The following is a 24,435-nucleotide window of genomic DNA, read 5'->3' as shown; positions in this document are numbered from 1 at the left end:
AGTCCCTTTCCCAGCAAGGAGAACAGCAATCATGCCCCCTGCAGCCCGGACGGGCGACTCCACCGTTCACGGCGGCCTCATCGGGACCCCGCCACCGGGTGCCGTGGCCGTGGCCACCGTGCTGATCGGCGGCAGGCCGGCGGCCGTCGCCGGCAGCCTGCACGTGTGCGTGGTCCCTCCGCACGCCGCGCTCGGGCCCGGGAACGTCGTCCTGCCCGGTCCCGCCGCCGCGGTCGGCGGCCAGGTGCTGATCGGCGGGCTGCCCGCCGCCCGGATGCGGGACACCACCAGCTGCGGCGCGCAGATCATCACCGGCGCGATGAACGTCCTGATCGGGGGTCCGGTGTGAGCGGCTTCATCGGGCGCGGCTGGGGCTTCCCGCTGCGGGTCGGTCCCACGGGCGGCATCGGCATGGTCGAGCGGGACCAGGAGATCGAGGAGGCGATCGGGCTGATCCTCGGCACGGCGCCGGGCGAGCGGCCGATGCGGCCGGAGTTCGGCTGCGGCATCCACGAGCACGTTTTCGCCCCCGGCGACGGGGCGACCGCGGGCCGCATCGCGCACGAGGTCCGCACGTCGCTGGAGCGCTGGGAACCGCGCATCGAGGTCACCGACGTGGTGATCGCGTTCGACGCCGTCGAGGAGGGCACCTTGTACATCGACGTGCACTACACCGTGCGCGCCACGAACGACCTGCGCAACCTCGTCTTCCCCTTCTACACCATCCCCTCCTCCGAGGGCTCCGCCGAAGCGGGGGTGCGCTGATGGCCCTGCCCTCCCCCAACCTGGACGACCGGCGCTTCCAGCAACTCGTCGACGAGGCCAAGCGGTACGTCCAGCAGCGCACCCCGGAGTGGACCGACCACAACGTGTCGGACCCCGGCGTCACGCTCATCGAGACGTTCGCGTACATGGTCGACCAGTTGCTGTACCGGCTGAACCGGGTGCCGGACAAGAACTACTCGGCCTTCCTCGACCTGCTGGGCGTCACGTTGTTCCCGCCGACGGCGGCGCGGGCGGAGGTCGACTTCTGGCTGTCGGCCCCGCAGCCGGAGGCCGTGCTGCTCCCGGCGGGGACGGAGGTCGCCACCTCGCGCGGCGAGGCCGAGGAGGAGGTGGTGTTCTCCACCTCCGACGACCTCTCGATCGTGCCGAGTTCGCTGGTCCGGCTGGTCACCGCGCCGGTGTCGGGCGAGCAGACCGACCGGACCGCGCCGCTCGGCGCGGGCCAGGACGTCCCGTGCTTCCAGGCCCGGCCGGAGCCGGGCGACGCGGTGCTGTTCGGGCTGCCGACCGCCGTCCCCCGGTGCATCGTCGCCGTGCGTCTGGACAGCCGGGTGGAGGGGGTGGGCGTCGACCCGCGGCAGCCGCCGCTGGTGTGGGAGGCGTGGGACGGTGCCCGCTGGGTGACGTGCCGGACCGGCACCGACAGCACCGGCGGGCTGAACAGGCCGGGCGAGATCACCGTGTTCGTCCCCGCCGGGCACACCACGTCGGTGGCGGCGGGGACCCGGGCGGGGTGGCTGCGCTGCCGGGTCACCGCGCCGGAGCCGGGCCAGCCGTTCTACTCCGAGTCGCCGACGATCCGGGAGGCCGAGGTGTTCACCGTCGGCGGCACCGCGGACGTGGAGCACGCGGAGACCGTCCTGGACGTGCCGCTCGGCGTCTCGGAGGGGGTCGCCGGGCAGCGGTTCCTGGTGGACAGGGCGCCGCTGCTGCTGGACGGGGAGCCGCCGGTGGTGCAGGTGTCGTCCGCGGAGGGCTGGCAGGTGTGGACCGCCGTGGAGCACTTCGGCGCCTCCCTGCCGGACGACCGTCATGTGCGGATCGACGCCGTCACCGGCGAGTTCGCGTTCCCGCCGGAGGTGCGCGAGGCCGACGGGACGATGCGTTCCTGCGGCGCCGTGCCCGAGAAGGGCGCGCAGTTGCGGATCCCCCGCTGCCGGACGGGTGGTGGCGCGGCCGGGAACGTCGCCCGGGGCGCCATCAACGTGCTGCGCAGCTCGGTGCCGTACGTGGCGAGCGTGCACAACCGTGAGGCGGCCCGGGGCGGGGTCGACGGCGAGACGGTGGAGAACGCGAAGGTCCGGGCGCCCAACATCCTGCGGGTCCAGGAGCGGGCCGTCACGGCCGCGGACCACGAGGTCATCGCCCGTGAGGCGGCGCCCTCCCTGCGCAGGGTCCGGTGCCTGCCCGCCGTCGCGGGCGAGGGCGGTGCGGTGCGGGTCCTGGTGGTGCCCGACGCGGTCCCGGACGAGGGCGGGAACCTGCGGTTCGAGCAGCTGATCCCGTCGGAGTCGGTGCTCTCGGCGGTCGCGGCGCGGCTCGACGAGCGGCGGCTGGTCGGGACCCGGCTGGTGGTGGAACCGCCCGCGTACCAGGGGGTCACCGTGGTCGCCAGGCTGGTGGCGTCCGGTGGGGACGTGGACCGGGTCCGTACGGAGGCGCTCGCGGCGCTGTTCCGTCACATCGACCCCCTGCGGGGCGGGGCGGAGGGGACGGGCTGGCCGTTCGGCCGGCCGGTGCAGTACGGCGAGGTCTTCGCGGTGCTCCAGAACGTGCCGGGGGTGGGTCTGGTGGAGGAGGTGCGGTTGTTCCCTGCGGACCCGATCACCGGCCGGCGCGGGGCGGCGCAGGAGCGGATCGACGTCACCGCGGGCGCCCTGGTCTTCTCGCACCAGCACCAGGTCGTGGTCACCGCGGGCGGGCGGGGTGAGGGCTCATGACCAGGGCCGCGGTGCCGGGGCTCCCCAGCCGCTACCCGATCGGCGGGCTGCTGCCCGCGCTGTACGCCGACGACGACCTGGCCCAGCGGTTCACTGCGGGGCTGGACACCGTGCTGGCCCCCGTCCTGTCCACCCTGGACAACCTTCCGGCCTACTTCGATCCGGCGCTCGCCCCGGCCGACTTCCTGCCCTGGCTGGCGTCCTGGGTGGGTGCCGATCCCGATCCCGGGCTGTCGCCGGAGCTGCGCCGGGCCGTCGTCGCCCGTGCCGTCGAGCTGCACCGGTGGCGAGGTACCCGCCGGGGTCTGGTCGAGCAGCTGCGGCTCTGTTTCGGTGTCCACGCCGACATCCGTGACGGCGGGGGCGTCGTGTGGTCGCCGGAGCCGGGAACCGCGCTGCCCCCGGCTCCGACCGGCGAACTGCTGGTGCGGGTCTGGGCTCCGCACGGGGGTCCGGTGGACGCGGACCGCGTCCTGGAGGTCGTCGCGGCGTCGTGCCCCGTACACCTCACGTGCCGGGTGGAGATCCTGCCGGGTCCGCCGGCGGAGACAGGAGGCTGACGCGATGCGCCCATGTCCGGCGTGCGGTGCGGGCAACCGCGAGGACGACGAATTCTGTGGGAACTGCGGTTCCTACCTGGGCTGGTCCTCCCGGCCGCCGCAGCCCCCTCCCGCCGCCGCGGAGCCCGCCGGCCCGGAGGAGCCCGCCGTCCCGGCGGAACCGGCCGCCGGGCCCACGGGCCGGGCTCCGGACGCGCCCGGGGCCGGTGCCGCCCGCGGGCCGCGGAGCCCCGGCCGGGCCCCCGCCCGCCCCGCGCCCCGAGCCACCGGCGGCATCCGCGCGCTCGCGCGGGCCGGAGCCCGCCGGGCCGCCCCCGCGGCACCGCCCGCTGCGGCCCCGGAACCGCCCCCGCAGCCGGTGCGGCCCGCACCCGCCCGGCCGGAACCACCGGCGGAGGAGGACCCGCCCGTGGTCGCGGTGCAGCCGGCCGAGCCGATCGCCCGGCGTCCCGTCGTCCGGCCCGTGGCTGCGGAGGAGACCCCGGACGGGCCGCCGTGTCCGGCGTGCGGCACCCCGAACCTTCCGGAACGCCGGTTCTGCCGGCGCTGCGCCGCTCCGCTGCAAACCCGGGAGCAGCCGAAGCCGTTGCCGTGGTGGCGCACTGTGTGGCCGCTGCGCCGCCGTGCGCGGGGCGGACCGGGCCGGATGCTGCGGCGGATCCTGTTGGTACTGGTGGTCGTCGGGCTGCTGTTCACGGGCTTCCTGCTCCTGCCCGTCGGGCGCTACCTCTTCGAGGACGTGCGGGACAAGCGCGGCGGAACGGCGCCGATCGGCCCGTCGAGGACCACCGCGAGCGCCCAGGCCCCCGGCCATCCGGCCTCCGCCGCCGTCGACGGGGTGACCAACACCTACTGGGGGGCGCCCGCGCTCGACTCGTCCTTGACCTGTGCCTTCGACAAGCCGTTCCGGCTGGTCGGGGTCACGGTGCACACCGGGGTGTCGAAGGATCCCCGGGAGTTCCGGCGGGGGGCCCGGCCCACGCGGGCCGACCTGTTCATCACCACGGCGGACGGCGAGGTCCGCAGGAAGGCGATGCCGCTCGCCGACAAACCGGGCCCGCAGACGCTGCGGACCGGCATCAGTGACGTCGTCTCCGTCCGGCTCGTGCTGCGGGACGCGTCGGGGCAGGGCGGGGGACGTCCCGTCGCGCTCGGGGAGGTCGAGTTCTACAAGCGCACATGAACCGGCGGGGAGGCCCCCGGGCTGCGGGTCCGCCCCCTTCCCCGGGCGACGGGAGCGGGCGCCCGGAAGGACGGCCTTCCGGGCGTCCCTCCCTGCTAACCTCCTTGGCATGTCTGCTGCTTCGTGCGCGGCCGCTTGTGCCGCGGTGACCAGGACGCCCCGCTAGCGGCGGGGCGTTCGACGCACACTTCCCCGGACGTCCGGCCGCTTCGTGATCAGACCGGAGCGGCACGTTCGTGCTGCTCGGAACCTCTTCCGAGCAACGGAGCACCTGATGTTTCCCCGTATTACCTCCTCACCCGGGCACGGCCCGTCCCCCGTACGCGCGTGGCTGGTGCTGGGCGCGGTTTCCATGCTGCAGTTCTTCATCGCGGTCGACGTGACCGTGGTCAACATCGCCCTGCCCTCGATCGGCGCCGCCTTCGGTGTCGGCGGGCACTCCCTGACCTGGGTCGTGGTCAGTTACACGGTCACCGGCGGCGGGTTGCTGATGCTCGGTGGCCGGCTGGGCGACCTGTTCGGGCGGCGGCGCGTACTGCTGCTCGGCATCGGCCTGTTCGGCGCCGCGTCGCTGCTGGCAGGCCTGGCCCCCACTTTTTCCCTGCTGGTGGTCGCGCGGCTGTTGCAGGGCGCCGGGGAGGCCGTGGCGCTGCCCGCGGCGATGGCCTCCGTCGTCCTGATGTTCCCCGAGGGTCCGCGCCGGTCGCGGGCCCTGGGCGTGTGGGCGGCGGTGGCCAGTTGTGGTCTCGTCCTCGGGTTCGTCCTGTCCGGAGTCATCACCGCCCACCTGGGGTGGCGGTGGGTCTTCCTGGTCCCGGTCCCGTTCATCGTGGTCGTGCTGCTGGCGGCCGTCCTCCTGGTCGAGGGCGATCGGACCGTGGCGGGGGGCACCACGCCGCCGGACCTTCCCGGCGCACTGCTGCTGACCGCCTGCCCGCTGCTGTTCACCTTCGGTGTGGTCGGGGCCGGTGAACCCGGAACGCCCGCGTGGGTGGTCCTGGGGGCACTGGCCGGGGCGGTGGCCGCCGGGGTCGGGTTCGTGCGCGTGGAGGCACGCTCGCACCATCCGTTGCTGCCGCCGCGTTTCTTCGCCGACCGCACGCGGGTGGCGGCCAATCTGACCACAGTGCTGCTGAGCGGGGCGTTGTCGACCTCGTTCCTGCTGTTCACCTTCTACCTGCAGGACCGGCTGGGCATCGGCCCGTTGGGCGCGGGCCTGGCGATGCTGCCCCTGGCAATCTCGCTGATCGTGTTCTCCGTGCTCGTGCCGCGTCTGCTGGGCCGTTGGGGAGCGCGCGCGTGCGTGCTCGCCGGCATCGGGTTCACCGCGGCGGCGATGGCCGCGATCGCGGCCGTCTCCGTTCTGCGGGCGGGCGGGGCGGCGATGGTCCCGGCCATGCTCCTGATCGCGGCCGGAATGGGATTCGGCATCGTGGGACTGCAGTACGTCGCGGTCGGCGGTGTCACCGAGGACGACGCCGGGATCGCCTCGGGCGTCCAGCGCGCGGCCGACCAGCTGGGCGGGGCGACCGGGGTGGCGGTCTTCGTCGGGATCGGGTTCGCTCCGGGCCTGCACTCCTTCGACCCGTTCCCGGTCACCGCCCTGTCGGCCGCCGTGGGGCTCGTGATCGGCGCGGTCGTGGCCTGGCGCATGCCCGTGCCCGCTGAGGCCACGACCCCGCAGGAACGGGCCGGATAGTCCCCGTCCCGCCGGGGTGCGCCGCCCGGCGGCCGGACGGCGCACCCGGTGGGGCCCCGGGCGCGGGTCGCGTGCCCGCGCCCACCCGCCACGCCCCGTGGCGGAACTCCTCGGGACCTGGTGACAGGTCGAAGAACCGGGGTTTCACCTGCGGTGACAACGACGACGGGGCGGAAGGGAAGTGACCTCCAGCGAGCGGCGAGGAGGTCCCGGGTCCGGCGTCCCCGACGGCTTCGGAGGGGCGGGGGCTCCCTCGGGACAATTGACTTGGTTCCGGCATGGGCCTGTGGCAGGGTGCTCCGTCGTGACAGAGAAAGACAGCATCCGGATCGTCCCGCTCCACGAGAATCCGTCGTTGATCGCCCGTGTCTACGAGATCGACGACGTGTGGCCCGCCTTCATGTCGCACGAGCCGGTCGCGAACGCCTTGTTGAACCGGGTTCCCGAGGAGTTCCCGCAGTACTGCGTGGTGGCGACGGACGGCGACCGCATCGTCGCGCGAGGGTTCGCCGTGCCGTTCGACGCCGAGCTCGAAGGGCGCGAGGAGATGCCCGACCAGGGCTGGGACCAGGTGCTGGTGTGGGCGTTCCTCGACCGGCAGTACGGGAACACCCCGACGGCGGCCAGCGCGCTCGAGATCTCGGTGGACGTCGAATACCTGGGCCGCGGTCTGTCCCACCGCATGCTGACGGCGATGCGGGAGGCGGCCGGCCGTCAGGGGCACGACGCCCTGCTGGCACCGGTCCGCCCGACGGCCAAGCACCTGGAGCCGCGCGTCCCCATGGCCGAATACCTGCGCCGGCTGCGGCACGACGGGCTGCCCGCCGACCCGTGGGTGCGGGTGCACGTCAGGGCCGGCGGAACCGTCGAGAAGGTCGCCCCCGCCTCGATGACGATCGGCGCCTCGCTGGCCCAGTGGCGGGAGTGGACCGGTCTGCCCTTCGACCGGGACGGCGACGTCGAGGTGCCCGGCGCCCTGGCACCGGTGCACTGCGCCACCGCGCGCGACCACGCCGTCTACGTCGAGCCCAACGTCTGGATCCGGCACGGCATCCGGCCCCCTGCGGCCTGAGGGCGGTACCCGCTACGACAGTGTGCCGGCGACCACTGAGGCCGCCCGCGCGATGAGTTCGTTGTCGTACTCGGCGTCCACCTCGCCCCGGTTCGACAGGATCGCCATGACGATCGGGGCGGCGCCGGGACGCCACACCACGGCGATGTCGTTGCGGGTGCCGTAGAAGCCACCGGCTCCGGTCTTGTCGCCGACCACCCAGTTCCCGGGCACCCCGGCCCTGATGAGCTCGCCCCCGGTGGTGTTGGTCCGCAACCACTGCGTCAACTGCGCGCGTTCGTCCTTGCCGAGGACGTCTCCGAGGACGAACGCGCGCAGGTCCTTCGCGAGCGCCCGCGGCGTGCTCGTGTCGGCCGTGGCGCCGGGGGACCACTCGTTGAGTTCCGGTTCGTAGCGTTCCATCCGGGTGACGTGGTCGCCGAGCCCGGCGAGCACGGCCTGCAGTCCCCGGGGACCGCCCAGTCGGTCGAGGAGCAGGTTGCCCGCGGTGTTGTCGCTGAAGCGGACGGTGGCGTCGCACAGGGCCTTCAGGGTCATCCCGGTGTCGACGTGCTTCTCGGTCACGGGGGAGTTGCTGACCAGGTCGTCCCGGGAGTACGTGACCACCTCGTCCAGCCCGTCCAGGGAGTACTTGCGCAGCACGGCAGCGGCCGCCAGTGCCTTGAACGTGGAGGCGTGGGCGAAACGCTCGTCGGCGTTGTGGGTGACTTCGCGGCCGGTGCCGGTGTCGATGGCGTACACGCCCAACCGGGCGTCGAACTCGCGCTCCAGCTGTTTGAATTGGCGGGTGAACGGCTTCGCCTTCCCGCCCGGCTGCACCATCCCGACGGGCGAGGAGTACGCCGCCGGGGAGACGGGGGACGAGGCGCGGGGCTCCTCGCCGCCGCATGCCGTCAGCGGTACGAGGGCGAGGGCGGTCAGCGCGCCGAGAAGGGCGCGCCGGACACGGCTGTGCTGCTGCATGGGTCCGAACCTCCACAGGGCGCCCTTCGAGCAGGGCGCATGGGGGACGGGGCGGCACGGCCCCGTCCCGGAACGTGGTCATGAGTGCCGGTACCACCCTCACCGTGCGGCGGTCATGCGGTCCAATACGCTCATGTCCAGTTCCATGCGGATCTGGCATAGGGTGCGGGGCGTGGATCTGGTCGGAGCGTGTCGGGCATTCGTCAGCGTCAGTGAGCACAGCAGTTTCACCGTCGGAGCCGCGGCGGCCCGGATGTCCCAGCCGGTGGCCAGCCGTCGTGTCGCCGCCCTGGAGGAGCTCTTCGGGGAGCAGTTGTTCGAGCGCATGTCGCGGCGGGCGGTTCTCACGTCCTTCGGCCGGGACATGCTGCCGGCGGCCAGGCAGCTCGTGCAGACGGCCGACGTGCTGCTGCACGAGGCCGATGCCGCCAAGTCCAAGCCCTGGCGGCTCGCGATGCCCGGCCTCTGCTCGACGGCCGGTCTGGCCCGGCTGGTCGCGGAGGCCCGGGAGCACGGCATCGTGCTCGACCTCCGCATCGCCGCGCCCGCGCAGCGCGTCGAGCTCATCCACTCGCAGCTGGTGCGTGCCGCCCTGCTCGCGGTGCCCGCCGACGAGGCGACGTGGTCCGTGCCGCTCGGGCTGGCCGGGGTCCGGGATCCCGGCGTGCGGCGCGTCTACATCGAGACGTTGCGGGTGGGGCGGGTGTCGCCGGGCCCGGCCCGCCGTATCTGGATCCAGCCGGAGGACGACGTGCCGCACATCCGTGACCCGCTGACCCGGCTGCGGGACGCGGTCGGCCTGCGGCCCGCCCAGCTCGTCGCGGCGGCCGATCTGACGACTGCCGCGGCGGAGGTGTTCCGCACGCACGACCTGCTGCTGTGCTCCCCCGCGCAGGCGGAGGAGCTCTCCCTGGTCTGGCGGCCCATCGGTGAGGTCGCGCTCGGCCGGGGGTTCGCCCTCGCGGCATCGGCGGGCGGCAATCCACAGCACGTGGAGGCGCGGCTGGGCGGGGCCATAGGCCGCTGTCTGGGCGTGGACGCGACGGCGGGCGGTACGGGAGGGTCGGCGAAATGAGCACCGAGGCGCTGCTGGGCGACCTGCGTCGGCAACTGCTCGACGGCGGGCTGAACGGCTGTCTGCTCGTGCGGGATCTCCACACGGGCGAGGAGGTGGGGATCGACCCGGACACCCCGTTGCCCGCCGCGTCCCTGACCAAGGTCCCGCTCGCGCTGGCGACGGTGGAACGCATCCGGCTGGGCGAGCTCGACGGGGCCACGATGCTCGACGTGCCGCCCGGCCGCATCACGACGCCCGGCCCCACCGGGCTGAGCCGGTTCCGGCACCCCGCCCGGATAGCGATCGACGATCTGCTCTACCTGAGTACCTGTGTGAGCGACGGTGTGGCCGCCGGCGCGCTGTTCGACCTCACTCCGCCCGCCCGGGTCACCGGCATGCTGCGCGAGTTCGGTCTTCTCGGCATCACCGTCCGGGACGGCCTGGAGGAACTCACCGACACCCCGCTGGAGCGCCTCGGCGCCTCTCAGGCCCATCTGGCGCTCTCGCTCGCCATCGGCGCCGGCACCGACGGTCGCGGGCACCGGATGCCCCAGCTCGACACCACTCGCGCCAGCACCGGCAGCGCACGCGCCTACGTCGAACTGCTGCAGGCCCTGTGGAGGCCGTCGAGGATCCATCCCGAGGTGGCCGCGCACGTGCGGGACCTGATGTCCCACAACCTCCTGCGGCACCGGCTCGCGCCCGACTTCAGCTCCGACGCCACCACGTGGTCGTCCAAGACCGGCACGTTCCTCAACCTCCGGCACGAGATCGGTGTGGTCGAGCACTCCGACGGCCAGGCCTTCGCCATCGCCGTCCTGACCGAGTCGCTCGTCCCGGCCAGTGTCCAGCCCGGGGCCGACGCCCTCATGGCGCAGGTGGCCCGCACGTTGCGTGATCACCTGCGGCAGCTCTGAGGGCCGTCCCGCAGTGGTTCCGTATGGGGTCGCGGGTGTTCGTCGCCCGGTCGGAGCGACCCGTGACCGGGGTGTCAGTAGGCGGAGTTGACGTTGTCGATGGAGCCGTAGCGGTCGGCGGCGTAGTTGGCGGCGGCGGTGATGTTGGCGACGGGGTCGGTGAGGCTGTGGGCGGTGCCGGGGACGTGGTAGGCGTCGAAGGTGGGCTGGATGACCTGGAGCAGGCCCTTGGAGGGGGTGCCCTTCTGGGCGTTGATGTCCCAGCCGTTCTGTGCGTTGGGGTTGCCGCTGGACTCGCGCATGATGTTGCGGTGCAGTCCTTCGTAGGTGCCGGGGATGCCCTTGGCCTTCATGACGGCCAGGGCTTCCTTGATCCAGCCGTCGAGGTTGTTGGCGTGGCCCTTGTCGCCCTGGGTGCCGGTGGCGGTGGTGGTCTTGGCGGCGGGGGCGGCCTGGGGGGTCTCGGCGGCCTGGGCGGAGGTGGAGGTGAGAGTGAGGGCGGCGGCCGCGGCGGCGGTGGTGGCGACGGTGGCGGTCAGGGCGCGCAGACGGGTGCGGGTGATCATCATGCGGGTGGGTGCTCCTGGTGTGGGGGGTGCCCGGTCCCGGGCACGGGGGTGCCGGGGGGTGGGGCGGGGGCGGGTCCTGCGGTGCGGGGGTGCGGCGGCCTGGTGGGTGTCCGGCCGGTCCGGCGGTTTCCGCGATGACAGCCATGGTTAGCGGCGGCCGCGGCGGGGGTCAACGATGTGACGTACTACCCGGACCAGGAGAGATGTCCGAAATGAGAGTTTTGATGGCTATTTGGAGCCATTGAAGAGGGTTCGCTGCTACTAAGCGGCTTGGTATGTGACCCAGCTCCTATGGGTGGCATCACATCCGGGAGGCCGATTCAGGGCCGTTCGAGCCCCTTTCGCAGCGCCTCTTCCACGCCCCCTCCGCACCCCTTCTGCCCTCCTGGCGCCCGCCGACCTTCGCACCCCCGCCCGGCGACGACACCCGGACCACGGCCCCGACACGACCCGGTACAGGGCCGTTTGAATGATCAAAGCGCCGTGTGGTTACCATATGAGCGCCGCCTAGCTCGAAAGATAAACCTGTGACTGTCAATGACGACTCGTTCACCAGCTGGAAAAACCGCGAGGAGATCGCGGAGTCGATGATCCCGATCATCGGGAAGCTTCACCGGGAGCGGGACGTGACAGTCCTGCTGCACAGCCGCTCCCTGGTGAACAAGTCGGTGGTCAGCATCCTCAAGACCCACCGATTCGCCCGGCAGATCGCCGGTGAGGAGCTCTCGGTCACCGACACCCTGCCGTTCCTGCAGGCCCTCACCACCCTCGACCTCGGCCCCTCCCAGATCGACATCGGCATGCTCGCCGCGACCTACGGCGCCGACGACCGCGGGCTGTCGGTGGCGGAGTTCACCGCCGAGGCGGTCTCCGGGGCCACCGGCGCCAACAAGATCGAGCGCCGCGAGGGCCGCGACGTCGTCCTGTACGGCTTCGGCCGCATCGGCCGTCTCGTGGCCCGTCTGCTGATCGAGAAGGCCGGTTCCGGCAACGGCCTGCGGCTGCGCGCCATCGTCGTCCGCGGTGGCGGCGACCAGGACCTCGTCAAGCGCGCCTCGCTGCTGCGCCGCGACTCGATCCACGGCCAGTTCAACGGCACGATCACCGTCGACGAGGCGAGCAGCACGATCGTCGCCAACGGCAACGTGATCAAGGTGATCTACGCCAACGACCCGTCGGAGGTCGACTACACGGCGTACGGCATCAAGAACGCCATCCTCATCGACAACACCGGCAAGTGGCGCGACCGTGAGGGTCTCTCCAAGCACCTGCGCCCCGGTATCGACAAGGTCGTCCTGACGGCTCCGGGCAAGGGCGACGTCCCGAACATCGTGCACGGTGTCAACCACCACACGATCAAGCCGGACGAGCAGGTCCTGTCCTGCGCCTCCTGCACCACCAACGCGATCGTCCCGCCGCTGAAGGCCATGGACGACGAGTTCGGCGTCCTGCGCGGTCACGTGGAGACGGTCCACTCGTTCACGAACGACCAGAACCTGCTGGACAACTACCACAAGGCCGACCGTCGCGGCCGCTCCGCGCCGCTCAACATGGTCATCACCGAGACCGGTGCCGCCTCCGCCGTCGCCAAGGCGCTGCCCGAGCTGAAGGCGCCGATCACCGGCAGCTCGATCCGCGTCCCGGTCCCGGACGTCTCGATCGCGATCCTCAGCCTGCGCCTGGGCCGCGAGACCACCCGCGAGGAGGTCCTGGAGTACCTCCGCGACGTCTCGCTGAACTCGCCGCTGAAGCGCCAGATCGACTTCACCACCGCCCCCGACGCCGTGTCCATGGACTTCGTCGGCTCGCGCCACGCGTCGATCGTCGACGCCGGCGCCACCAAGGTGGACGCCGACAACGCGATCCTCTACCTGTGGTACGACAACGAGTTCGGCTACTCGTGCCAGGTCATCCGCGTCGTCCAGCACGTCTCCGGGGTGGAGTACCCGACCTACCCGGCCCCGGCGGTCTGATCCCGTCGTCCGGGGGCGCGATCCGATGCGCGACGCCCCCGGGAAGAGCACCGACGAGTGCCCCGTACCCGTCCCACACATGACGGGTACGGGGCACTCGTCGGTATCCGCTGCCGGTCGTCCGGGGGATCATGCGAACGCGGAGGAGCTCGAACGGAGGAGCCGACCGCCGGTGGGCGGCGCGGCATTGCGCGAGCAGCCGGAGACTGTCTTCCGCAGCGCCGCGGAGGTGCGGGAGGTTCTTCCGGCGGTGCCCGGGGAAACCGCGGGCGGAGCGCCGGCGCCGTTCATGAGGGCCCGGCCGCCCGGAGGTCTTCGAGGGTGTCCCGCATTCCCCGTATCAGCGCGGCCAGGCCGGTCTCGAAGGCCAGTTCACGGTAGTCGGGGGGAGCGTCCAGCAGGGGTTCCAGCCCTGGGAGGGGTCCTCCCCCGGGCGGCAGCCCGGCCCGGGGCGAGGTGTCGAGGTCGAGGGCCGAACCGATGACGAAGTACTCGACGGAGCGCACCACCGGCAGCAGGCGCCCCTCCGGCCAGCCGGCTGCGCGCAGGACGGCGAACGCCCGCGCATAGCCTTCGAGCACCGGCAGGGCGTGGACCGGTCTGGAGGCGATCAGCGGCACCACGCGCGGATGGGCGGCGAAGGCGGCGCGGCAGGAGCGGGCCCACCGGTCCATCACGTCCGGCCAGGGCCGGTCGTCGGCGACGAGTTCCATCTCCCCGACGATGAGTTCGTGGATCCCGTCGACGATCTCGTCGCGCCCCGAGACGTAGTTGTACAGCGACGGTCCCTTGACGCCGAGCCGCGCGGCGACGCGCGTGGTCGTGAGCGCCTCGGGGCCCTCCTCGTCGACCAGTGCGAGCGCGGTCCGCATGATGCCCTCGCGGGTCACCAGCCGGCGCGGCGGCCTGCCCATCCCCTGCTTCTCCCCTCTCCGGTGGTCGTCCGCCCGGGTGCGGCGGGTCTGTCGTCGGCCGCCGGGGCTTGGCAGCGGACACCGGCCAGTGTACGTTTCGGTCCCGTAAAACTACGATGCATAGTTTTATGGAGGCTGTGATGGACTACACCGAGTACCGGGCCCAGGACGCGGTGGGCCTTGCGGAGCTGGTCGCCCGGCGGGAGGTCTCGCCGACGGAACTGCTCGACGCGGCCGTCGCCCGCGCCGAGGCGGTCGACGGCAGGCTCAACGCGATCGTCCGGCCGATGCACGACCTCGCCCGGGCACGGGCGAAGGAGTCCCTGACCGGACCGTTCGCCGGGGTTCCCTTCCTGATCAAGGACTTGTCGCAGGACTACGCCGAACTGCCGACCGGCAGCGGGAACCGGGCCCTGCGCCGCCTTCCCGTCGAGCGGCACAGCGAGGTGGTCGGCCGGTGGCTGGACGCCGGGCTGGTGATCTTCGGCAAGACCAACACCCCCGAGTTCGGCGCGAAGGGCATCACCGAGCCGGAGGCGAACGGCCCCACCCGCAATCCCTGGGACCTCACCCGCACCCCGGGCGGCTCCTCCGGAGGGACGGCGGCGGCCGTGGCGGCGGGCATCGTGCCCGTGGCCGGCGCCAACGACGGCGGCGGGTCCATCCGCATCCCGGCCGCGTGCTGCGGTCTGTTCGGTCTGAAACCGGGACGCGGCCTGGTACCGGCCGGGCCCGCCGTCGCCGAGCACCTGCACGGCGCCGCGACCGACGGCGTCATCTCGCGCAGCGTCCGCGACAGCGCGGCGATGCTCGACGTGCTGACCGCGCGCCCCGACCCGGCCGGGCCGTACCTGCACGCCCGCCCCGAGCTGCCCTACGCCGAACTCGCCCGCCGGCCGCGGAAGCTGAGGATCGGCTTCACCACCCGCTCCCCCATCGACACCGAGGTCGACCCGCAGGCGGTCGCCGCGGTCGAGGACGCCACCGCCCTGCTCCGCGGCATGGGTCACGACGTCGAGCCCGTCGAGCCACGGATCGACCAGCGGCAGCTCGCCCTCGACTTCCTGGCCATGTGGACCACCCAACTCGCCCACACCGTCGACGGGATACGCGGCACCACCGGCGCCGGGCCGGAGGACTTCGAGCTCGACACCCACCTCCTGGCCGCCGCCGGCCGTCGGCTGAAGGCCCCGGCCTACTACGCCGCCCACGAGCGCTGGAACCTCTACAGCGGGCAGCTCGCCGCCTTCCACGCCGACCACGACCTGCTCCTCACCCCGACCCTGGCCCGGCCGCCCGTCCGGATCGGGGAGCTGGACACCCCGCGCCCGGTGCGCGCCGCGGCCCGGTTCCTGATGCGTCTCGGGCTGCTGGGCGCCCTGGCCGGGACCGGGGCGTGGGAGCGGGCGGTGATCGCCAACCTCTCGGCGACCCCGTACACGCAGCTGGCGAACATCACCGGCCGTCCGGCGATGAGCGTCCCCACCCACCGCACCCCCGAGGGGCTGCCCCTCGGCGTCCAGTTCGTCGGCCCGCTGGGCGGCGAGGGGATGCTCCTCGCCCTCGCCGCCCAGATCGAGGCCGAGCGCCCCTGGGCACACCTGGAACCGCCGCTCTGAGCGCCCGGGTCACGGAGGGGCGTGCCGAGCCGTGCGGCCGGTCCCGTTCCGCATCGCGGGCGGAGGAGACGGGGCCGGCCGGTCAGGCCTCGTGCTCGACGACGCCCGCGACCACGACGGTCAGGGCGACGGTGCCGGGGATGTCCTCGGGATCGGCGCGCAGGATGTCGCGGGAGAGGACCACGAAGTCGGCGGCCTTGCCCACGGTGAGCGAACCGCGGTCGTCCTCCAGGAAGTTGGCGTACGCCGAGCCCATCGTGTAGCCGTGGACGGCGGCCTCCACACTGATCGTCTCCTGCGGCATCCAGGGCTCGCCCCCGCCCAGCGGGCGCCGGGTGACGGCGGTGTGGATGCCGATCATCGGGTCCATCTCGGCCACGTTCCAGTCGCTGGAGAGGGCGAGGACGGCCCCGGCCGCGTGCAGGCTGCGCAGGGGCCATGCCTTGTGCCAGCGGTCGGCCCCGACGTTCTGCGCCCAGTCCTTGCCGGGGCCGGCGACCTCCGGGGCGCTGTGCCGGGGCTGCATGCACGCGACCACGCCCAGTTCGGCGAAGCGCGGGGTGTCCTCGGGGTCGAGGCATTCGACGTGGACGATCTGGTGGCGGGCGTCCCTGGGCCCGTTGACGGCACGGGCGTGTTCGACGGCGTCGAGCACGGTGCGGATGCCGCGGTCGCCGGTCGCGTGGACGAAGCACTGGAAGCCACGGGCGTCCAGCTTCGCCAGCAGACCCGCGAACTCCTCGGGCGGGTAGAAGGTCTCGCCCCGGTGGTGGCGGCAGCCCGCGTAGGGTTCGAGGAGGGCCGCGGTGCGTGGCTCGACGACGTCGTCGATGTAGAGCTTGAGCGGTCCGACCCGGATGCGGTCGTCGTCGTGGCGACGGGCGGCGGCGGCGAAGTCGTCGAGGTCGGCGTCCGTGGTGCCGCGCGGGTGGAAGAGCGCGGCGACGATCCGGGACCTGAGCCGGCCCTCGGCGCGCGCCCGGTCGAAGAGGGCGAGGTCGTCGAGCGAGTTCTGGGGTTCGACGACCGTGGTGATGCCGAAGCCGATGGCATCGTCCAGGGACTTGACGAGGCGTCCGTACTGCCGGTCGGGCGAGGCCCACGGCAGGCCCAGTTCCCGCAGGGCGCGGTGGCCGTCGCGGGAGAGCCCCTTGACCGCGAAGTCCTTGATGAAGCCGGTGGGTTCGCCGGTGGCCGGGTCGGTGACGGCCTGGCCGAAGGGCAGGTGGGTGTGGTCGCGGTCGATGCCGAGCCGGCGCAGGCCCGCGGTGTTGACCCAGGCCGTGTGCACGTCGTAACTCAGGACGAAGGCGGCCACGTCGCCGGTGGCCGGGTCGAGGTCGGCGGCGGCCGGCATCCGGCCGTCCGGGATCGCCGAGTAGTCGAAGGCCTCGGCCTCGATCCATTCGGCGTCGGGGTGGGCGGTGTGCCAGGCACGGATGCGGGCGTGGACCTCGTCCAGGGTGTGGGCGCCGGACAGCTGGACGCAGGCGTCGTCGGAGCCGAGTCGGACGTGGTTGTGGGCGTCGATGAAGCCGGGGAGGACCAGTTTCCCTCCCGCGTCGATCACCCGGGTGTCCGGGCCGCTCCACTCCCCGGCGTCCGTGTCGGGTCCGAGCCAGGCGATGCGGCCGTCCACCACCGCCAGGGCCTGTGCCTCGGGAAGTGCCGGGTCGACGGTGTGGATGCGGGCGTTGCGCAGGACGAGGTGGGCGGGGACGGCCATGTGAGGTGGCTCCTCCTGGTGCGGTGGTGCTGTCGGATCGGTGGTGCTGTCGGAATCGGTGGTGCGTGGGGAGGCGGACGGATTCCGCCGCCCGGTTCGTGCGGGTCTTCGGGGAGGTACGCGGCCGTTCAGGTCGCGTCGGGGCGGCCGGTGTGCGGTGCGACGGTCCGGCGGGCGAGCAGCCAGTAGACGAGCCCCGAGACGACGGAGCCGAGCAGGGTCAGGTCGGCACCGCCCAGCGGGGCGACCAGCGGGCCGGTCCACAGTTCGGAATCGCAGGTGAGGGCGGCGAAGAGCAGGCCGGCGAGCAGCGCGGCCAGGCCGGCGGGGTGGTAGCCGGACCGGTACCAGTAGGCGCCGTCCGGTCCGGCGTGCAGCGACGGCGCGTCGTAGCGGCAGCGGCGCATCAGCATGTCCGCGAGGAACACGCCGCCCCAGGGCGCGAACACGATGATCAGCAGGGAGAGGAAGGACAGCAGCGAGCTGGTGAAGTCGGTGAGGAAGAGCGCGCAGAGCGAGCCCGCCGCGGTGACGGCCGCGCTGATGACGATGGCCCTGGAACGGCTCCAGGGGACGCCGAGGACCTGGAGGTTCAGGCTCGACGAGTAGAGGGTGACGATCGAGTTGGTGACCGAGCCGCCGAGGACGAGGGCGAGGAAGAGCGTCTGGAACCATCCCGGCAGCAGTCGCTCGGTGCCCGCCACCGCGTCGGTCATGTCCGTCCGGGTCGCGGCGGCCACCCCGGCCACCCCCAGAGCGACCGACGAGATGAAGCCGCCGAGGGCTCCGTACCAGGTCAGCGCCTTCGTCGAGGTCGTCCTGGGGAGGTAGCGCGTGTAGTCGGCGGGCATCGGGAGGTACGAGAACGGGCCGGCCAGCATCACGACGAAGGCCAGGCTCCATCCGGACGCCCCGGGCTGTGCAACGCCCCCGCCCGTGTCGGCGCCCGGCAGCAGGAACACCAGGAGCACGGCGAACCCGACGGCGAGGACGTACGCGATCCAGCGTTCGGCGAACTGAACGGTGGCGTGGCCCCACAGGGCGACGGCGAAGGTCAGCGTGAGTGTGATCAGCAGGGCGAGGGCCCGTCCGGTGCGGCCGGACTCCCAGCCCAGGTCTGCGAAGAACGCTTCGAGGGCGAGGGTGCCGACGACGGTGTTGAGGATGGTGTAGCCGATGCCGACCACCCAGTTGAGCATCCCGGCGGGCCAGTTTCCCCGTACGCCGAAGGGAGCCCGGGAGATCACCAGGGTTGCGGTGCCGGTACGGACTCCGCTCAGTCCCGCGGCGCTGATGGCGAAGAACGCCAGTCCGCCGATGACGACGACGGCGGTGGCCTGCCAGAAGGACAGGCCGAAGGAGACGGCCAGGGCCCCGTTGATGACGTAGGTGAAGGTGAGGTTGGAGCCGAACCAGAGCCAGAACAGATCCTTCGCGCTGCCGTGGCGGTCCTCGTCGGGGATCGGGTCGATCCCGTGCGTCTCGACCTGGAAGACCTGGTCGGCGGGGTCCGGCGCGTCGGCCGCTCTCGCGGCCGTGTCCTGTTGCGTCATGCGCTCTGCCCCTCGTCCATGCGTGCTCCGGGGGAATCGGAACAGTACTTTGAATGGCGTTCTAATTTAGAACGGCATTCAAGGTGTGATCCGGGGAGCCCGTCAAGACCTGCGCCGAAATCGACCGCTAAGGTCGTCACCTGGCCGAGCGGAGAGGAGACGCGGCGTGGCGGCGACGGCGCGACGGCGTGACGGGCACCTGGCCCGGGAGCGCATGCTGGAGGAGGCGATGGCTGCCATCGCCGAGGACGGCCTCGCCGCGCTCACCATGTCGGCGCTGGCCAAGCGCCTCGGCACCAGCGGCGGCCACATCCTCTACTACTTCGGCAGCAAGGACCGGCTGCTCCTGGAGGTGTTGCGCTGGAGCGAGGACGCACTCGCCGAGGAGCGCCGGGAACTGCTGTCCGGCCCGGCCGACCCGGAGCGCGCGCTGGAGCTCTTCCTGGCGCTGTACCTTCCCCGCGGGCCGCGCGACCCCCGCTGGACGCTGTGGATCGAACTGTGGGCGCGCACCGCGTCGAACGAACCGCTGCGGCAGGCCCAGGCCGAGATCGACCGCGGCTGGCAGGAGGACCTGGAGGCGCTCCTCGCCGAGGGGGTGCGCCAAGGTCGCTTCGCCGCGGACCTGGACACGGCGGCGCGCGCCTCCGAACTCCTCGCCCTGCTCGACGGGTTGAGCACCCGGGTCGTCCTGGGCCAGCACGGCGCGGACCGCGGGAGCGCGCTCCGTACGGCCCTGTCGGCGACCACGCGGCTGGTGGAGCGCGGCTGAACCCGGCCCCGGCGCCGCGAAGGGGCACACAGGCCCCGCGAAGGGGCACGGCGGCGCCGTCACTCCGTCACGTACGGCCCCGTCTCCACCGACCGGGCACCATTCACCCCCGTTTTGCTCTTTTACCGCCCATACAGGTGGTGCATCCCCGGGTGGGGCCCTATGGTCGATTCAGGAACGACGGCTGGAAGAAGGGGGCCGCGACCGACGGCTGCTCCTGCCGGACGGTCCCAAGGCACACGGGGCCCTCGGGCATGCACGACGACGGCGCGGGCCCGAAGCGAGGCGGCCGAGGAGCCGACATGCAAAGACGCAAGCTCAGGACAGGTCTCATGCTGTGTGCCGCCACAGCTCTCGCGGCGGCCGTACCGGTACCGGCGTCCGCGGCGACCTCCCCCGCCGCGGCCTCCCGCCCGTCTGCGCGCGTGGTGGCCGTCGACTGCACCTGGAACCCGCAGGTGCGCCCCGGCGACTTCCTGCTCGCCTGCGGTGACGGCAACAACCGGCTCGTCGACATCCACTGGTACTCCTGGGGTCCGACGTCCGCCGTGGGCCGCGCGCTCGACGTGGTGAACGACTGTCAGCCCTACTGCGCCGCGGGCAAGTTCCACTCCTATCCGGTCGTCGTGCGACTGGAGCAGCCCAGAACCTGGCAGAAGCAGCCGGAGCTGATGCAGTTCACCCAGCTCGAGCTGGTCTACACCGACGGCACTCCGGCCCGGACCGGCCGGGTCGTGACGCACCAGCTCTGGGACTGACCCCTCCCGGGCCTCTCCCGCTCCTTCGAGGGGCGCCCACCACGCCGGAACACGCTTCGACGGCCCGTCGCCATCGAAGTGATCCATCCCGAAGTCGGGGAGGACGCCGAGTTCCGCCGCCGGTTCGCCCAGGGGATGCGGTCCGCGCAGCGTGTGCCGGGCCTGTTCACGGCGCCGGTCATCGACGCCGTCCCCGGCTCGGGCGGCCGGGCACGGGCCGCGCACGGAGCGTCCTCACGTCCGGGGCGTGCCCCCGGACGTGAGGACGCCGCTCCCCCGTTCCCTCACCCGGTGACCGCGTTCACCAGGTGACCTCGATCCGCCGGGGGCTGCGGGAGGTGGTGCCCCGGTTCCACTCGACCGCGTCGACGGACCCGGCCAGGCTCAGCCGGGGGAAACGGGCGGCCAGCCGGTGCAGGGCCAGCTGGAGCTCCATCCGGGCCAGCCAGGCCCCCAGGCAGTAGTGGGCCCCGGCGCCGAACGACAGGGTGGGCGCCGCCAGCGGGGCGAAGAGGTCGTCGAACGGCCGGGGCGGGAACACGGCGGGATCGCGGTTGGCCATGCCGCAGTCGGCGAGCACCACCGAACCCGCCGGGATCGTCACACCGCCGACCCTCGTGTCGACGGCGGCGTACCGTGCGGTCCCCCGGTCGTCGCCGAGCGGCACCAGGTGCAGCAGCCGGTCCGCCAGCGCCTCGGCGGCCCGCTCGTCGGCGCCGAGCCGGGACCAGGTTTCCGGCCGTTCGCCGAGCAGATAGAGCAGCGAGTTGCCGAGCATCGTCATCGTGCTGTCGTGGCCGCCGACGACCAGCCCGCACACCAGGTCCACGAGCTGGCCCTCCGGGATGCCGCCCTCCTCGTCGGCGGCCAGGACCAGCACACTGGTGAGGTCGTCGCCCGGCTCCTTCCTGCGCTCGGCCAGCAGCGCCGCGCCGAAGGCGGCGAAATCGGCGAGCGCCTCCCGCATCTCCTCCTCGGGGTGGGAGCCGTCCGAGAAGGCGTACAGGGTCCAGTGGCGCAGCCGGTCCCGCGCCCCGTCGTCCAGGCCCATCAGCCTGCTGATCACCGCGACCGGCAGCGGCAGGGTGAAGCCGTCCACCAGGTCCACCGGGCTTGCCCGGTCCGTGAGTTCGTCCAGGCATTTCTCCACGATCTCCGCGATCCAGGGCCGCCAGCGGGCCACGGCCCTCGGGGTGAACGCGCGCCGCAGGGTGCGGCGCAGGCGCAGATGGTCCTCGCCGTCCTGGTTGAACATCAGGTCGAGGCTGCCGACCAGGCCGGTCTCGCCGGACAGGGACGGGGCGTCCGGCGAGTGCAGTGCCGCGCGTCCGAACCTGCTGTCGGTCAGCACCTTCCGTACGTCGGCGTACCGGCTCACCAGCCAGGCCGAGCCCCCGTCGGGCAGTTCGACGGGGCGGGGCGGGCCGGGCGGATCGAACGCGAGCCGGTGCAGAGGGAGCGTGGGCGGGCCGCTGCACGTACGGGAGTCGGCGGGGCAGGACACGAAACCTCCTGGCTTGCACGGGAACGACGGTCTGCGGGAAGTGGACGGAAGGGTGTTCCGGGCCCGGTTCAGAGCTCGACGAGCACCTTGCCCCGGCTGGCCCCGGTGTTCTGGTAGAGGCTGCGGTAGGCGTCCGGGATGTTGTCGAAGCCGCGGTGGAGGGTGTGGCCGCAGCGCACCTCGCCCCGTCGCACCAGGCCGCCGAGTTCGTCGTGGAGCGCCCGCCAGTTCTGTTCGGTGAACCATTCCAGCGAGAAGATCCCGCGTACGTGGGTGCGCGGGAACATGATGTGCGGGAGCAGCCGCGGCCCCGTGAAGTCCCGGCCCACCTGGGTGGCCCACTGCCAGCAGACGGCCACCTGGCTGTCGACGTTGAGCATGGAGAACACGGCGTCGGTGACGGTGCCGCCCAGGTTGTCGAAGTACTTGTCGACCCCGTCCGGCGCCGCCCACAGGAGTGCGTCGCACACCGCGTCGTAGCTGTCCCCGTGGCGGTAGACGACGACCGCGTCGAATCCCAGCTCCTCCAGGTAGTCCGCCTTCTCCGTGGTCGAGGTGGTGCCGACCACCCTGGCGCCGGCCAGTTTGGCCATCTGGCCGACCAGCGAGCCGACGGAGCCGGAGGCGCCGCTGACCACGAGGGTGTCCCCCGGGCGGATCGACATGAACTTGGTGAGGGTGCCCCAGGCCGTCATGCCGGGGCCGCCCATGACACTCAGCGCGGTGGGCAGCGGCAGCTCGTCGTCGAACCAGTCGGGGTCCAGTCGGCGGTAGGCCGGGAAGACCATGGGGAACGTCCCGGTCTGCCAGGGCGTGGCGGCGCCGTTGCTGACGAGATGGGTGCGCCAGCCGCCGAAGCCCTGCACCAGGTCACCGGGCCGGTGCGCGGCCAGCGGCCCCGCCTCCAGCACCTCCATGATCGAATCGGCCCCCATGTGTGCCCCGAGCGGGGTGTCCAGCGCGATGCCCTGGAGGTAGGGGTCGACCGATACGTAGCGGGTCCTCAACAGCATTTCGTCGGGGGCGAGTCGGGTGTCGATCTCCTCCTCCACCTGCCCGTAGACCCGCCCGATGTCGGGGACTCCCTCGATGTGCTCGCGCACCACCCATTTCCTGGCCCTCATCCCGTTGCCTTCCTTTCCGCGAGAACCGGACGGTCCTCGGTGACGGCCCGTGCGGCCTGCCGGGGACCCACCGGAACGACCAGGTGGGTGGGGGGCGGCCCGCTCTCGTCGATGGAGGCGGTGAACGCCCGGCCGTCGTCCCGGCAGATGAACTGCATGACGTGCCGGCCGGCCGCCGCCGCGCGGATCAGGCCGCCCGTGGTCGCCCATACGCCGGACTGGTAGAAGTTCCGCAGTCCCGGCAGGCCCGGGCCGTGTTTCTTGATGAGTTTCTCCAGCGTCTCCCCGCTCTCCACGAAGGGCTGCCAGCCGAGCACCGTGCCGTCGTAGTTGCCCGTGTAGCGGACCTGGGTGAGCGGGCTGGACACGTCGCGCACGGCGATCGCGTCCGTGATGCCGGGGTGCTGCCGTTCCAGGAAAGCGACGAGTGCCTCGCGGGCGCGGCGCTTGGCCGCGTAGTAGCCGCGGCCGTGGCGCACCGGCAGGGTGTGCAGTTCCTGGCCGCCGCGGCTCCGGGTCACCTGCTCCGGGCCCTCGTCCAGGGCGCGCCAGGGGGCGATGTCGCAGAAGTAGGTGACGTAGGCGATGCTCGTTCCGCCCGGGGAGAGTTCCGGGTAGTGCCTGCTGCGGAACTGGACGTTGACGCTGGGGTGTCTGATGCCGGTCAGTTCGGCGGCTTCCGCCTCGTCGAGCAGATAGGTGGTGCAGGGGTCGGCGTCGGGGAAGTCGCGGCGCAGGCCGAGGAAGAGGGTGAAGTAGCCGGGGAACACCATGCCGGGCTGTTTGATGGTCCGGGTGTAGAGGCGGCGGTACGCCTCGTTGAGGTAGCGGCCCTTGAGCAGGTCCATCATCGTGGTGCGTCCGTCGCAGGCCGAGACGACGATGTCGGCGCGCAGTTCGCGCCCGTCGCTGAGCCGTACCCCCACGGCCCGGTCGTCCTCGACGAGCACCTCCTCGACCTTGGCGTTGTACGTCACTTCGCCGCCGAGCCCGAGGTAGCGCCGCTCGATCGACCGGGCCAGTCCGAGCGATCCGCCCTCGGGAACGCCCGCGGAGAGGTTGGCGTGCGAGGCGAGCTGGAAGTGGAACGGCAGGACGGGGAAGGCCGGGTGCTTCTCGTACAGGATGAAGTTGAACGCCTCGCGCAGCAGGGGGTCCTTGAACCTGGCCGAGTAGTCGGTCATCAGGGTGCTGATGGTCTTGCGCACGACGTTGAAGTACGGGATGAACGAGGCCAGCATGCGCCAGCGTTCCAGCGGCGGCATCAGTCCGACGGGTTTGAGGAACGGGTAGACGGCGAGGCATTTACGGAAGGCGCGCAGCTGTTTGCAGAAGTCGCGGACGAGGCCGGCGTCGGCGGGCGAGATCTCCGTGAGGTGGGCCTGGAGCCGGTCGGGGTCGGAGTAGAAGTACACGGACCGGCCGCACCGGCCGCGTACGACGTTGAACACGTCGAAGTGCCGCACTTCCTTGCCCTGCAGCGCGCCGAGTTCCAGCCAGATCTGGTGCATCTCGTTGCCGGGTCCGCTGCCCAGGAGCCAGCTGACGCAGGGATCCAGGGTGAAGTCGCCGCGGTCCCAGGCCGTGCAGCAGCCGCCGGGCAGTTCGTGCATCTCCAGGACGTGGGTCCGGTAGCCGTTCATCCGGGCGTAGCAGCCGGTGGACAGGCCACCGAGCCCCGCGCCGATGATGATCATCGACTCGCGTTCGGATCGCGGCATGGATGTGTTCTCCTCGGTGGTCATG

21 protein-coding genes are annotated in these 24,435 nt (G+C 72.3%); 13 read left to right on the top strand and 8 right to left on the bottom strand.

Features of this window, described 5'->3' with window-relative positions:
• Positions 1-31 precede the first annotated feature (31 nt).
• From OCT49_RS32995 to OCT49_RS32965, 7 genes are all read left to right on the top strand, one after another.
• Positions 32-349, top strand: coding sequence for a PAAR domain-containing protein (locus tag OCT49_RS32995; protein WP_283855458.1), 318 nt, complete (start codon positions 32-34; stop codon positions 347-349).
• Complete coding sequence (locus OCT49_RS32990) at positions 346-765, top strand: GPW/gp25 family protein (protein WP_148833133.1); 420 nt, start codon at positions 346-348, stop codon at positions 763-765. Before OCT49_RS32995 ends, OCT49_RS32990 begins: the two co-directional genes overlap by 4 nt.
• Positions 765-2,726 carry a putative baseplate assembly protein gene (locus tag OCT49_RS32985; RefSeq protein WP_283855457.1) on the top strand — a complete coding sequence of 654 codons (1,962 nt, stop codon included), beginning with the start codon at positions 765-767 and terminating at the stop codon, positions 2,724-2,726. Before OCT49_RS32990 ends, OCT49_RS32985 begins: the two co-directional genes overlap by 1 nt.
• Positions 2,723-3,286: a phage tail protein gene (locus tag OCT49_RS32980; protein ID WP_283855456.1), complete on the top strand. Its 564-nt coding sequence runs from the start codon at positions 2,723-2,725 to the stop codon at positions 3,284-3,286. The genes OCT49_RS32985 and OCT49_RS32980 overlap by 4 nt, the downstream gene beginning before the upstream one ends.
• 4 nt (positions 3,287-3,290) lie before the next feature.
• Positions 3,291-4,469: a zinc ribbon domain-containing protein gene (locus tag OCT49_RS32975; protein ID WP_283855455.1), complete on the top strand. Its 1,179-nt coding sequence runs from the start codon at positions 3,291-3,293 to the stop codon at positions 4,467-4,469.
• 352 nt (positions 4,470-4,821) lie between these two features.
• Positions 4,822-6,168: an MFS transporter gene (locus OCT49_RS32970; RefSeq protein WP_283856017.1), complete on the top strand. Its 1,347-nt coding sequence runs from the start codon at positions 4,822-4,824 to the stop codon at positions 6,166-6,168.
• 304 nt (positions 6,169-6,472) lie between these two features.
• Entirely contained in the window at positions 6,473-7,240 is a 768-nt protein-coding gene (locus OCT49_RS32965; RefSeq protein WP_283855454.1) for an N-acetyltransferase, read from the top strand.
• A 12-nt stretch (positions 7,241-7,252) separates the two neighbouring features.
• Here the strand turns inward: OCT49_RS32965 and bla are convergent, their stop codons facing one another.
• Entirely contained in the window at positions 7,253-8,203 is a 951-nt protein-coding gene (bla, locus tag OCT49_RS32960) for a class A beta-lactamase (RefSeq protein ID WP_283855453.1), read from the bottom strand.
• A gap of 133 nt (positions 8,204-8,336) precedes the next feature.
• Between bla and OCT49_RS32955 the strand changes: the two genes are divergently transcribed.
• Together OCT49_RS32955 and OCT49_RS32950 are read left to right on the top strand one after the other, a co-directional pair.
• Entirely contained in the window at positions 8,337-9,278 is a 942-nt protein-coding gene (locus OCT49_RS32955; protein ID WP_283855452.1) for a LysR family transcriptional regulator, read from the top strand.
• The gene (locus OCT49_RS32950; protein ID WP_283855451.1) at positions 9,275-10,177 is read left to right on the top strand and encodes a serine hydrolase; all 903 of its coding nucleotides are present in this window, start codon (positions 9,275-9,277) and stop codon (positions 10,175-10,177) included. Before OCT49_RS32955 ends, OCT49_RS32950 begins: the two co-directional genes overlap by 4 nt.
• Positions 10,178-10,251: 74 nt before the next feature.
• Here the strand turns inward: OCT49_RS32950 and OCT49_RS32945 are convergent, their stop codons facing one another.
• On the bottom strand, positions 10,252-10,746 hold the full coding sequence (locus OCT49_RS32945) for a transglycosylase SLT domain-containing protein (protein ID WP_283850438.1): 495 nt from the start codon (positions 10,744-10,746) through the stop codon (positions 10,252-10,254).
• Positions 10,747-11,273: 527 nt separating this feature from the next.
• Here OCT49_RS32945 and OCT49_RS32940 point away from each other — a divergent pair.
• Positions 11,274-12,719 (top strand): glyceraldehyde-3-phosphate dehydrogenase, encoded by a 1,446-nt coding sequence (locus tag OCT49_RS32940; protein ID WP_283855450.1) that lies wholly within the window; start codon positions 11,274-11,276, stop codon positions 12,717-12,719.
• A gap of 287 nt (positions 12,720-13,006) precedes the next feature.
• On the opposite strand, the gene OCT49_RS32935 is transcribed toward OCT49_RS32940, so the two are convergent.
• A complete protein-coding gene (locus OCT49_RS32935; RefSeq protein WP_283855449.1) occupies positions 13,007-13,633 on the bottom strand; it encodes a TetR/AcrR family transcriptional regulator in 627 nt (208 codons plus the stop codon).
• A 140-nt stretch (positions 13,634-13,773) separates the two neighbouring features.
• On the opposite strand from OCT49_RS32935, the gene OCT49_RS32930 reads away from it, so the two are divergent.
• Positions 13,774-15,252 (top strand): amidase, encoded by a 1,479-nt coding sequence (locus OCT49_RS32930; RefSeq protein WP_283855448.1) that lies wholly within the window; start codon positions 13,774-13,776, stop codon positions 15,250-15,252.
• An 82-nt stretch (positions 15,253-15,334) separates the two neighbouring features.
• On the opposite strand, the gene OCT49_RS32925 is transcribed toward OCT49_RS32930, so the two are convergent.
• On the bottom strand, positions 15,335-16,978 hold the full coding sequence (locus OCT49_RS32925; RefSeq protein ID WP_283855447.1) for an amidohydrolase: 1,644 nt from the start codon (positions 16,976-16,978) through the stop codon (positions 15,335-15,337).
• A 128-nt stretch (positions 16,979-17,106) separates the two neighbouring features.
• On the bottom strand, positions 17,107-18,531 hold the full coding sequence (locus OCT49_RS32920) for a purine-cytosine permease family protein (protein ID WP_283855446.1): 1,425 nt from the start codon (positions 18,529-18,531) through the stop codon (positions 17,107-17,109).
• Positions 18,532-18,697: 166 nt separating this feature from the next.
• On the opposite strand from OCT49_RS32920, the gene OCT49_RS32915 reads away from it, so the two are divergent.
• Together OCT49_RS32915 and OCT49_RS32910 are read left to right on the top strand one after the other, a co-directional pair.
• The gene (locus OCT49_RS32915) at positions 18,698-19,303 is read left to right on the top strand and encodes a TetR/AcrR family transcriptional regulator (protein WP_283855445.1); all 606 of its coding nucleotides are present in this window, start codon (positions 18,698-18,700) and stop codon (positions 19,301-19,303) included.
• 302 nt (positions 19,304-19,605) lie between these two features.
• Positions 19,606-20,061 (top strand): hypothetical protein, encoded by a 456-nt coding sequence (locus OCT49_RS32910; RefSeq protein ID WP_283855444.1) that lies wholly within the window; start codon positions 19,606-19,608, stop codon positions 20,059-20,061.
• A 301-nt stretch (positions 20,062-20,362) separates the two neighbouring features.
• Here OCT49_RS32910 and OCT49_RS32905 read toward each other — a convergent pair whose 3' ends face one another.
• The 3 genes from OCT49_RS32905 to OCT49_RS32895 all read right to left on the bottom strand — a co-directional run bounded on the left by OCT49_RS32905 (position 20,363) and on the right by OCT49_RS32895 (position 24,410).
• Positions 20,363-21,565: a cytochrome P450 gene (locus OCT49_RS32905; protein WP_283855443.1), complete on the bottom strand. Its 1,203-nt coding sequence runs from the start codon at positions 21,563-21,565 to the stop codon at positions 20,363-20,365.
• Between the two features lie 68 nt (positions 21,566-21,633).
• Positions 21,634-22,689: an MDR family NADP-dependent oxidoreductase gene (locus tag OCT49_RS32900; RefSeq protein WP_283855442.1), complete on the bottom strand. Its 1,056-nt coding sequence runs from the start codon at positions 22,687-22,689 to the stop codon at positions 21,634-21,636.
• Positions 22,686-24,410: a phytoene desaturase family protein gene (locus OCT49_RS32895; protein ID WP_502963440.1), complete on the bottom strand. Its 1,725-nt coding sequence runs from the start codon at positions 24,408-24,410 to the stop codon at positions 22,686-22,688. Before OCT49_RS32895 ends, OCT49_RS32900 begins: the two co-directional genes overlap by 4 nt.
• Positions 24,411-24,435 lie beyond the last annotated feature (25 nt).

Source organism: Streptomyces sp. ML-6, assembly GCF_030116705.1.
Classification (GTDB): domain Bacteria; phylum Actinomycetota; class Actinomycetes; order Streptomycetales; family Streptomycetaceae; genus Streptomyces.
Note: the sequence above shows the minus strand (reverse complement) of the source record. Positions and strands in the feature narration are given on the sequence as shown.

What these genes read in the sequence shown, in the direction of transcription:
- OCT49_RS32920 (WP_283855446.1), bottom strand. Translation starts at nt 18,531, where the DNA reads ATGACGCAACAGGACACGGCCGCGAGAGCGGCCGACGCGCCGGACCCC.
- OCT49_RS32970 (WP_283856017.1), top strand. Translation starts at nt 4,822, where the DNA reads ATGCTGCAGTTCTTCATCGCGGTCGACGTGACCGTGGTCAACATCGCC.
- OCT49_RS32995 (WP_283855458.1), top strand. Translation starts at nt 32, where the DNA reads ATGCCCCCTGCAGCCCGGACGGGCGACTCCACCGTTCACGGCGGCCTC.
- OCT49_RS32935 (WP_283855449.1), bottom strand. Translation starts at nt 13,633, where the DNA reads ATGGGCAGGCCGCCGCGCCGGCTGGTGACCCGCGAGGGCATCATGCGG.
- OCT49_RS32975 (WP_283855455.1), top strand. Translation starts at nt 3,291, where the DNA reads ATGCGCCCATGTCCGGCGTGCGGTGCGGGCAACCGCGAGGACGACGAA.
- OCT49_RS32925 (WP_283855447.1), bottom strand. Translation starts at nt 16,978, where the DNA reads ATGGCCGTCCCCGCCCACCTCGTCCTGCGCAACGCCCGCATCCACACC.
- OCT49_RS32910 (WP_283855444.1), top strand. Translation starts at nt 19,606, where the DNA reads ATGCAAAGACGCAAGCTCAGGACAGGTCTCATGCTGTGTGCCGCCACA.
- OCT49_RS32930 (WP_283855448.1), top strand. Translation starts at nt 13,774, where the DNA reads ATGGACTACACCGAGTACCGGGCCCAGGACGCGGTGGGCCTTGCGGAG.
- OCT49_RS32900 (WP_283855442.1), bottom strand. Translation starts at nt 22,689, where the DNA reads ATGAGGGCCAGGAAATGGGTGGTGCGCGAGCACATCGAGGGAGTCCCC.
- bla (WP_283855453.1), bottom strand. Translation starts at nt 8,203, where the DNA reads ATGCAGCAGCACAGCCGTGTCCGGCGCGCCCTTCTCGGCGCGCTGACC.
- OCT49_RS32945 (WP_283850438.1), bottom strand. Translation starts at nt 10,746, where the DNA reads ATGATGATCACCCGCACCCGTCTGCGCGCCCTGACCGCCACCGTCGCC.
- OCT49_RS32895 (WP_502963440.1), bottom strand. Translation starts at nt 24,410, where the DNA reads ATGCCGCGATCCGAACGCGAGTCGATGATCATCATCGGCGCGGGGCTC.
- OCT49_RS32985 (WP_283855457.1), top strand. Translation starts at nt 765, where the DNA reads ATGGCCCTGCCCTCCCCCAACCTGGACGACCGGCGCTTCCAGCAACTC.
- OCT49_RS32950 (WP_283855451.1), top strand. Translation starts at nt 9,275, where the DNA reads ATGAGCACCGAGGCGCTGCTGGGCGACCTGCGTCGGCAACTGCTCGAC.
- OCT49_RS32980 (WP_283855456.1), top strand. Translation starts at nt 2,723, where the DNA reads ATGACCAGGGCCGCGGTGCCGGGGCTCCCCAGCCGCTACCCGATCGGC.
- OCT49_RS32955 (WP_283855452.1), top strand. Translation starts at nt 8,337, where the DNA reads ATGTCCAGTTCCATGCGGATCTGGCATAGGGTGCGGGGCGTGGATCTG.